This window comes from Psychrobacter okhotskensis, assembly GCF_013248965.1.
In the GTDB taxonomy this organism is placed as follows: Bacteria; Pseudomonadota; Gammaproteobacteria; order Pseudomonadales; family Moraxellaceae; genus Psychrobacter; species Psychrobacter okhotskensis.
The window spans coordinates 1-9,255 of the sequence record NZ_JABRVQ010000042.1 but is presented as its reverse complement, the minus strand read 5'-3'; the positions used below and the strand labels follow the sequence as shown (position 1 = coordinate 9,255).

The window sequence follows — 9,255 nt, the reverse complement described above, 5'->3', positions numbered from 1 at the left end:
CGCTACTATGTCCTTGACGATAGTATGCTATGACTTTGATCTTAAAGTCTATGTCGTATTTCATAAAATAACCCCCAGAAGTTGTGTCCAACTTATGGGGGTCAGTTCAAACTGGTCGAGGGCTTTATAAATCAGTGTATATTAGTAGCTTAGCGAACCATCAATAATAGTTTGAAACGCTCTATTATCAGCTGTTCAGCAAAAATCATTAAACCTTGCTGGTCAGCTCAGGCAACGCTGTAAACAAATCAGCTTCTAAGAAGTAATCAGCAACGCTTGCGATAGGCGCTTCTGGGTCATTGTTGATAGCAACGATGATTTTAGAGTCTTTCATACCAGCCAAATGCTGAATAGCACCTGAGATACCAGCAGCGATATATAAATCTGGTGCAACGATTTTACCCGTTTGACCGACCTGCATATCGTTTGGTACATAGCCTGCATCAACAGCAGCACGTGATGCACCCACCGCTGCGCCTAATTTGTCCGCTAATGGCTCAATGTACTTGGTGAAGTTTTCGCCATTGGCCAATGCACGGCCACCAGAAACAACGATGCTTGCTGAGGTCAATTCAGGACGGTCAGATTTCGCCATCTCTTCATTCACAAAGCTTGCTTTACCAGACTCTTGCACGTTGTCAATCGTTTCGACGGTGGCTGAACCACCTTCGCTCGCGACTGGATCAAACGCGGTCGTACGTACCGTCAATACCACTTTATCTTCTGATGTTTTAACAGTCGCTGTTGCGTTGCCTGCATAGATAGGACGCTCAAAAGTTTGCGCATCTACGACAGCAGAGATTTCTGACAACATGCTCACATCAAGTAATGCTGCAACACGTGGCATGAAGTTTTTGCCAGTCGTTGTAGCAGGTGCAATGATATGGCTGTAATCACCAGCAATATCAGCAACCAATAGCGCTATGTTACCAGCCAATTGATGCTCATAAGCTGCATTGTCAGCCAATAGTACTTTAGCCACGCCTTCAGCTTTTGCTGCTTCATCAGCCACTGCTTGCGCACCACTACCGGCGACCAATACATGGACATCACTACCCATTTGTTTAGCAGCAGCGATAGTGTTTAAAGTTGCCTTTTTTAGACTGGCATTGTCATGTTCTGCATATACCAAAATTGCCATTGTTTTTATCCTTTATTTGTTCGTATCATCTATTCATGTGGTCATCTGTTCATAAAATTATGCATACGCTTAGCTTTTAAATACGTGAGCCGCGTTATGATAGTTTTACGCAGAATACGCTATAACAAAGTACTAGATTACTTTTGCTTCGTTTCTTAGCTTATCGACCAATTCATCAACTGACTTCACTGTAATACCAGCTTTACGTTCAGCAGGTGGCACAACTTTAATAATTTCTTGCTTAGAAGCCATATCAACACCAAAATCAGCTGGCGTTTTTTCATCAAGTGGCTTTTTCTTCGCTTTCATGATGTTAGGCAGTTTGGCATAACGTGGCTCATTCAAGCGCAAATCAGTCGTAATCACCGCTGGCAAGTCAAGTGCAAGCGTTTGTAAACCACCATCGATTTCACGTGTGACGTTGACTTTATCGCCTTCAACTTTCACTTCTGAGGCAAACGTACCCTGACCAATACCCATCAATGCGGCTAGCATCTGACCAGTTTGGTTGTTGTCGTCATCAATCGCTTGCTTACCCAATAGGATAATATCTGTAGATTCAGACTCAGCAATGCTTTTCAGAATCTTAGCGATTTGCAGTGGATAAGGCTTGGCGTCAGTCAATACTAAAACACCACGATCAGCACCCAATGCTAGCGCTGCACGGATTTGCTCTTGTGACTCTTTTGGACCAATAGACGCAACAATGATTTCGTCAATCACACCCGCTTCTTTTAGACGAACGGCTTCTTCTACTGCAATTTCATCAAAAGGGTTGATTGACATCTTGGTGTTAGATAGATCCACGCCAGAGTTATCAGCTTTTACACGAACTTTTACGTTATAATCAATGACACGCTTGACCGCTACTAATGCTTTCATACGTTCCTCGTTTATTAATGTTATGAATTAAAAAATTGTCAGTTAAGAACCAAAGGTTCATCTTTTAAACTGTGGTTCAAATCGTCGTTCAAAATGCTACTTAAGGTCGTTACTGCCTCAACAGCAAATTAATAGTCAGAAATGCCAAAACAATACCAAAGGGTATCGGTCTGCTATTCTCTACTCATCAAATCTGTTAAAGCTAAGCCAACCGTTATTATCAGACCTATCTATCTTGCGCGAGCAGCGCCTTAAGGTCAAGGAAGTGCCGTGAATAATGCGTCATAAATTTGTCACTATTTTTTAAAAAATAGTTTATAGACCTATTATTTCACGGTTTTATCCTAATAAGGTGCTTAACCTTTTGCCCTTTATAGCATTATCAACGCCTTATTTATTTAACGTTTTGTTATTATTACTCACGTTAAAGCTTTTTACGTCCAAAATATCTTATGAAAGGCTGTTATCAGGCTTAATTAATAAATGACTGTCACGAATATCATCAAACAGCGACCAGTCAGGAGGGGTGTTATCATTTTTAATGACACTCATGTCCCCTGTTGTTTCCATAATTACTGCAAAGACTTCGCTCTTAGATTTGAGTCCATTTTTGCGTAGTACTTCTTGCACATCACTGGTGCTCAGGTTTGCTTCTTTTAAATTATCCGAAAAATATTCCCCATGCGCCATTAATATGATGGCCTGATTGTCAATCAAGGATTTCAACGGTTTGACTTTACGTCTGATAATTGAGATAACCCCTTGAATCACAAATAGCACAGCAACGGCGAACAAGCCTTGTAACAAAGACGGACTATCAGACAATACTGTTGAGGCCAGTATGCTACCAATACCAACTGTCATGGCAAAATCATGGCTCGAGAGCTTAGAAAAACTTCGTAGCCCCATTAATCGTGTAAATAACATGAGTCCTAAATAAAACCCAAGCGCTGATAATGAAATACCCAATACTTGCTGCCACTCAATTGAAAACCATGTCTGCCACTTCATAAAATACCCTCTTTCCTGCATTTTTATTACGTAAATACGTTACATTATCTGGAATCATCGACTGCTTAAACTGCTAATATTTAACGACTATTATTTTCGATGTGAAATAAATGGTATAAAAAAAGCAACCTGATGAGAGGTCATCTTTTGATAAAGCCTGATAAAACCTGATAACCTCAAACCCTTTATTTTACGTGCCTTTAGTGCTAATATGTCACTTGTGATAACGTTAGTGCAAATGTGAAAACGGCTACCAAATGGCTACCAAAATGGCTACCAAATAAAGGTAATAAGACAATGGCTAAAGCAGACCTAACAACTGACACTCAAATCAAGAAAGCAATCAAAGACACTATCAAGACTGCTAAGACAGCCAACCACCCCATAGCTGGCTATAAAGGCTTAGAGCTACGCATAAGACCGCATAAAGATAGCCAAGACGCTACAGCCGACTTTAGACACCGTTACACCCACCCCATTACTGGCAAACGCCCATACATGACGCTAGGACAATACCCAGCGTTGAGCCTTGCCGATGCTCGTCAATACCACAGCGACAACATGCAGTTATTAGCTAAGGGTATAGACCCAATAGAGCATAGAGCCGATGCCAAGCAAAAAGAGATAACAGACCGCCAAAACACCTTGCAGCACTTCATCAATGAATGGCGCGATATTCAAGACAGCAAAAACCTATCTACAGGCACTATTAACAAGAATAAAGAACTGCTAAAACCGATTGAAAGTCAGCTAGGGCATATGAGAGTTACAGACATAACACCCAGCATCGTTATCAAGTTTATTAATGGCATTCAAAAAAAGCACACTTACAAAGGGTTAAGAGTAAGAACACTATTAAAAAGTATCTTACAGATTGCAAAAGCTCATATGGTGATTGAGTACAACCCAGCAAGCGAGCTACAAGGAACGCTAAAAAATCACAAGGTCAAACACCGCCCAGCGTTAAGTAATGACGTTACCGCATTTGCCAAACTGCTAAACGACATTGACCAGTTAGATGATACACGCCAGCTATATAACAAAAGCATATTACAGCTACTTTCTTTAACGTTTGTCCGCATTGGTGACGCTTGCGCCATGCAGTGGGCAGACATTGACCTGAACGCCAAACAATGGCATTTAGAGCCACAAAAGAGCAAAGGACGGGGCGACATGGTGGACAGCATAGTCATACCATTAGCACCGCAATCTATTGCCATATTAGAGCGTATGCAGCCACTGACAGGTGATAGTGACTATGTATTTCATAACCCTAGACGCAAGGCAGCACCCTACCACCACATGCAGGAAGTAAACAAAGTATTAAACAGTGATCTAATGAATGACGGTAAAGGCTACAAGCATATTCACAGTCCCCACGGCTTTAGAGCCAGCGCCAAGACTATGCTAATGGAACGACTAGGCTATGATGAATTGATAACTGAACTAGCACTAGGTCACGCAATGCTTAATAAGTATGGCAAAGCGTATAACCGCATGACGGCAATAGATGATAGAACACGTATGATGAACAAATGGGCGAACTACTTAGACGATATTAAGGTTGGCAAGTTTGATAATGTCACTCATATTAATTTTAAACAACAAGCACAAAAGCAGGGCTAAGCTACTGCTACAATGACTATGCAAGGCTAGGATTAATTACCCGAACTGCTACCGTTTCATGCCTTAGGTAGCTTGCCTTGCACCTTTTTTATTAAGGTATGAATGACAAGTAAGGCATGATGATATGGCAATTTTACCCAAAGATTATCTATCTATTTATGATGTAGCTGACTATCTAAATGAACTAGGCTATGAATACGATTTAAACCAGTCTTTTGATAGGTATAAATTAAACAAAGATATATATGATTTTGTATTGCACAATCAAATTAAAATAGTGCATAAAGCATTAACCATAGATTTCACGTATGCCTATATTATTTTGCCTGAGTATTTTGTAAAAGGTATTTTAATTGAAGACAATATTGTAAATGGTGGTGGTAACTGTAGTCTTATCTATAAGCATGAAGATGGTAGCTATCCAAAAAAAGGGGCTGAAAGAATTAGTGTTGATGATTACCCAATTAATATAGATAGCATTTACATACCTAAAGCTGAACTCGATAATTTATTTAATAAAAAAACTGAGGAGCAGCTACTATTAAATATAGCAGAACTTGAAACCGAACTTGCACAAGTGAAGGCGCAGCTAGAAAAACAAGCAGACACGCCAACCGATGACAAAGAGTTGCCATCTAATTCACAAGCTGGTGTAGCTCGTATGCTATACGCTATATTAACTGAACACGATTACGATCTGTCACCGCAAAAAGGTAAAGGTGTAGCAAATGATTTAATCGTTAATGCATCAAACAATCATGGAACGTCTGTTACTCGAAATTTTGTAGCAGACTGGCTGATAAGAGCTAGAGAAGCCAAAATAAATAATACTAAGTAACAGGGCATATCAAACTTTTAGGGTCATATGACCGTCATGTGACCTTATATCACCCTCATATCAAAAGCTATATTGCTAACACTTAATAACGCCAATCAATGGCATTACATAGGAGTTAGCAACTATGCTAAACCAATCTAGAAGTAACCAACCTACCACAACCGAACAGCCTACACCGCTAAACCCTCAAGGCTATTCACGTATCAAGCCCACAGCTGACCTTATCGGACTTCACCACCAAACGCTAAGACGCTGGTGGAAAGCTGACAAATTCCCAAAGCCAATAGACATAAACGGTATTCCCATGTTTAGGAATAGCGATATTTTGCGCTTTATCGAAAATCAGCAACCAGTTAGCGAGGTGTAAATTATGACTATTACAGCCACCGCCAACGCCCCAGTTATCCCCTCACAAGCGCCTAAGACACAGATTGACACTGTCAGAGCGCATCTAATGACAGGCGCTACTATCACCACATGGGACGCTTACAGACTATATCAGATCACTTGTCTAGCACAGCGCATACATGATTTACGCAGCGCTGGATTAGTCATACAAAGCGAGATAATAACGCACAATGACAAGCGTTTTAGCGTCTATTGGTTAGATGAAGCGACATTGTTAGATAGTGACAGCGAGGTGAACCTCGATGAGTAGTGACGAACTCGTAAATGAAGTAATGGAGAGACTAAAAGAGCAGGGTTTTTTGATGATAAACGAAGATTTTATAGATCAGCTCATTATTACCTTACACGCTAATGTAACCATTATTAATACTATGACAGAGCTTGCAGAGCTAGAAACCAAGATACTAGGCAGCTTACTACCTACAGGCAGCCGACAAGTGGAGTCACTAAAAAACCTATCTATAAAAATAGCAGAGATAGCCTTCAGCGTAGAGGGAGTGAGAGATGAGCAGCGATAACAGAACCAACTTAAAAGCCGACCACAACCAGCACAGTGACAACCAGCACCCCAAACGCAAGCGCTCGATTATCGGTTATATCTCAATCATAGCTTGCTTGCTGATGTTGTTATTAGCCACCTCATGCCAGCCTAAACACCCTCAAATATTTACACAATTAGAGGCAATCAGTCATGACTAACAATTCAGATAAACCGCAAACCTTTTTTGATGCACAAGTCGCCTTTGCTAAGTCAAAACATGGCAAAGCGCAAAAGGCAAAGGATAAACACGGTTACCGCTACCACCAAATCAAACAGGCAGCGACTCAAACGCGAAATGATGCTAAGGGGTGCAAATATGACAACCGATAAAGATAACAAAGCCCATGCTATCAGCACAGGCTTGTCACAATTTATAGCAGATTTTAGACTCGCTACATTGGCAGATGTAACAGGTCATGGCACGTTAGAAAGCTTACTAAGTAATGGATCATTAAACTCAGTTATCTATCTAGATAAAGATATTAGCATATTTACAGGAGCGCTGGCAGGAGAAAAGCAGCTCGACACTGCTAACACTATCGGACTGCTAAAAGTTAATAATCAAGCTGAGATTGTCACACTCGCCAGCATACCGCTTGACGATAACGGACGTATCTTTATATCTGACACTGATATACCGAGTGCTTTTGTCATTGGCTCAATGAGTCGTGATAGTAAGTGGATAGTCATAGCTGATCTTGCTGAGGCAGTGCGATGTTATAACGCTTATTGCAAGATAGGTATTGATATAACGGTACTCACTTGCCTTGTACCTAGTTTGTTTAATCGGACGGTGAAACATTTTGCAGAGGTGCAGCAAGTAACCATCATGACCACTTCACAGCACAAGGCCAAAGTAATAACACCACTTAAGGGCGTGAATGTTGAAGCTATTATCTGTGAGCATACGCTCATTTATGACGCGCTTGAGTTTAACGCTGATTATGATGACTTGATCGCTGATGCTGAGGTTATCGACTTGCAAGCATTAGGCAAACCAAAGCCCAAACCGATTAGCCAAACCTTGCCACCAGTTAAGACACTCACAAGCGACATGATGCCTAAACTGCTATGGGATTATGCTTCAAACAGTGCTGAGCGCCTGAGCGTACCGATTGAATATGTGCTCATGCCCTTGATGGTATCGTTAGGCAGCTTGATAGGCTCAAAATTGAGCATTTACCCTAAGATGTATGATAACTGGGAGGTAGTGCCTAACTTTTATGGTGCAATCATTGGCAACCCATCGAGTAAGAAATCACCGTCATTATCTGATGGCCTAAAGCCCTTATCGCATTTAGTCGCCCTTGCCAAGGAAAAATATGATGAAGATAAGCTCGAGCATGACACGCAAAAAGAGCTTAACAAGCACATGACAAAGGCAGCTGAGAAGCAGCTCAGTGACCTTGCTAAAAAGTTAGCGACCCAAACTGATGACGATGCTGAGATCAATCAAGATGATCTCAAAGCCAAAGCGCAAGAATTGGCAGAGTCAAAGCAGAGTGATGAGCTGATACCTGAGATCAAACGCTATGTTACTGATGACGGTACGATTGAGAGTATCGGAGAGCTTGAGAGCAAACATAAAAACGGTATGCTGGTAAAGCGTGATGAGCTGACAGGCTGGCTGGCTTCATTAGAGAGTGAGAGCAATCAGCAAGCAAGGTCATTTTATCTTGAGGGCTTTAATGGTTTAGGTAGCTTTCAAGTCGATAGGATAGGCCGCGGCTCAGTGTTTATCGACACTCATTGTCTATCGGTCATTGGTGGCATACAACCTGACAAGCTCGAGTATTATTTATCTAAAACGATGAAAGGTTTAGGCAATGACGGACTTATTCAACGCTTTCAGCTGATGGTTTATCCTGACCCACTACCAAACAGTAAAGAGCGTGATTTGCCACCTGACAAGCAGAGTCGTGACGCTATCTATAGCTTGTTTGAAACTATCGACAGTATGCAGTTAGGTGACTTTATGCGCTATGGTGCAAACCCGATTGATGACTATCACAAGCGCCCTTATTACCGCTTTACTGATGAAGCCTTTCAAGTGTTTATGAATTGGTATGATGAGCTGAAACTCAGAGCTGGTGACGCTGAGCATAGCATCATAGCTGAGCATCTGATTAAGTATGCTAAAACAGTACCGTCATTAGCGCTAGTATTTCATCTAGTGGATTGTATCGAACACGGTACGTCTTTAGGTGCAGTCAACTTGAACGCACTTAATGCAGCGCTGGCATGGTGCGAAGTGTTAGAGAGTCACATGATAAGAATATATAGCACCGTTACTGACAGCGCTAATATCAAAGCCTCTTATCTAGCCGATAAAATAATGAAAATGGTCAAAAAGGGAGCTGACAAAACTGACACAACCGATTGGATCGGTCACGGCTTTACGGCTAGGCAGCTAATCCGCAAAGGGTGGAAGGGTTTAACTGATGCTGATGACGTACTCAACGCGCTTGAAATATTAGTCGAAAATGACTGGTTAAGCTGGCAGGAAATACCAAGCACAGGACAAGGTGGCAGGCCTACAGAACGTTACTGGATCAACCCAAAGCTAAAAGCATTTATATAGTTTCGTTAGTTATGGCAGTGCAATATCAGGGCGTTATTGAAAAATAGCGTCTTAACAATTTACAGCTATGAATTGACCATCAGCATATATTTTTTATAAGCTTAAGAACTTTTTGCGAGCCCATCCCAGATTCTGTGTAACTGCCCTTTAGATTAAATGCCTGCTTATACGATCATCAAACATAATCATAAAGCGATTTAAAGCAGACGTCCAGTTACGAATGGGCA

Annotated in this window: 11 protein-coding genes; 8 read left to right on the top strand and 3 right to left on the bottom strand. The window is 41.3% G+C overall.

The annotated features are described in order from the left end of the window. Window positions 1-208: 208 nt before the first annotated feature. The 3 genes from HQR03_RS13645 to HQR03_RS13635 all read right to left on the bottom strand — a co-directional run bounded on the left by HQR03_RS13645 (window position 209) and on the right by HQR03_RS13635 (window position 3,034). Window positions 209-1,141, bottom strand: coding sequence for an electron transfer flavoprotein subunit alpha/FixB family protein (locus tag HQR03_RS13645; protein ID WP_173240536.1), 933 nt, complete (start codon window positions 1,139-1,141; stop codon window positions 209-211). Window positions 1,142-1,273: 132 nt separating this feature from the next. After that, on the bottom strand, window positions 1,274-2,023 hold the full coding sequence (locus tag HQR03_RS13640) for an electron transfer flavoprotein subunit beta/FixA family protein (RefSeq protein ID WP_010196801.1): 750 nt from the start codon (window positions 2,021-2,023) through the stop codon (window positions 1,274-1,276). A gap of 450 nt (window positions 2,024-2,473) precedes the next feature. Beyond that, window positions 2,474-3,034, bottom strand: coding sequence for a DUF421 domain-containing protein (locus HQR03_RS13635; RefSeq protein WP_025652211.1), 561 nt, complete (start codon window positions 3,032-3,034; stop codon window positions 2,474-2,476). Window positions 3,035-3,331: 297 nt separating this feature from the next. On the opposite strand from HQR03_RS13635, the gene HQR03_RS13630 reads away from it, so the two are divergent. The 8 genes from HQR03_RS13630 to HQR03_RS13595 all read left to right on the top strand — a co-directional run bounded on the left by HQR03_RS13630 (window position 3,332) and on the right by HQR03_RS13595 (window position 9,028). Next, window positions 3,332-4,660, top strand: coding sequence for a tyrosine-type recombinase/integrase (locus tag HQR03_RS13630; protein ID WP_173240534.1), 1,329 nt, complete (start codon window positions 3,332-3,334; stop codon window positions 4,658-4,660). A 124-nt stretch (window positions 4,661-4,784) separates the two neighbouring features. After that, a complete protein-coding gene (locus HQR03_RS13625) occupies window positions 4,785-5,498 on the top strand; it encodes a hypothetical protein (RefSeq protein ID WP_173240532.1) in 714 nt (237 codons plus the stop codon). A 124-nt stretch (window positions 5,499-5,622) separates the two neighbouring features. After that, complete coding sequence (locus tag HQR03_RS13620; RefSeq protein WP_173240530.1) at window positions 5,623-5,865, top strand: helix-turn-helix transcriptional regulator; 243 nt, start codon at window positions 5,623-5,625, stop codon at window positions 5,863-5,865. A 3-nt stretch (window positions 5,866-5,868) separates the two neighbouring features. Beyond that, window positions 5,869-6,156, top strand: a complete 288-nt coding sequence (locus HQR03_RS13615; RefSeq protein WP_173240528.1) for a helix-turn-helix domain-containing protein — start codon at window positions 5,869-5,871, stop codon at window positions 6,154-6,156. Then, a complete protein-coding gene (locus HQR03_RS13610) occupies window positions 6,149-6,424 on the top strand; it encodes a hypothetical protein (RefSeq protein WP_173240526.1) in 276 nt (91 codons plus the stop codon). Before HQR03_RS13615 ends, HQR03_RS13610 begins: the two co-directional genes overlap by 8 nt. After that, the gene (locus HQR03_RS13605; RefSeq protein WP_173240524.1) at window positions 6,411-6,605 is read left to right on the top strand and encodes a hypothetical protein; all 195 of its coding nucleotides are present in this window, start codon (window positions 6,411-6,413) and stop codon (window positions 6,603-6,605) included. Before HQR03_RS13610 ends, HQR03_RS13605 begins: the two co-directional genes overlap by 14 nt. Next, window positions 6,598-6,777 carry a hypothetical protein gene (locus tag HQR03_RS13600; RefSeq protein WP_173240522.1) on the top strand — a complete coding sequence of 60 codons (180 nt, stop codon included), beginning with the start codon at window positions 6,598-6,600 and terminating at the stop codon, window positions 6,775-6,777. The genes HQR03_RS13605 and HQR03_RS13600 overlap by 8 nt, the downstream gene beginning before the upstream one ends. After that, window positions 6,764-9,028 (top strand): YfjI family protein, encoded by a 2,265-nt coding sequence (locus tag HQR03_RS13595; protein WP_173240519.1) that lies wholly within the window; start codon window positions 6,764-6,766, stop codon window positions 9,026-9,028. Before HQR03_RS13600 ends, HQR03_RS13595 begins: the two co-directional genes overlap by 14 nt. Window positions 9,029-9,255 lie beyond the last annotated feature (227 nt).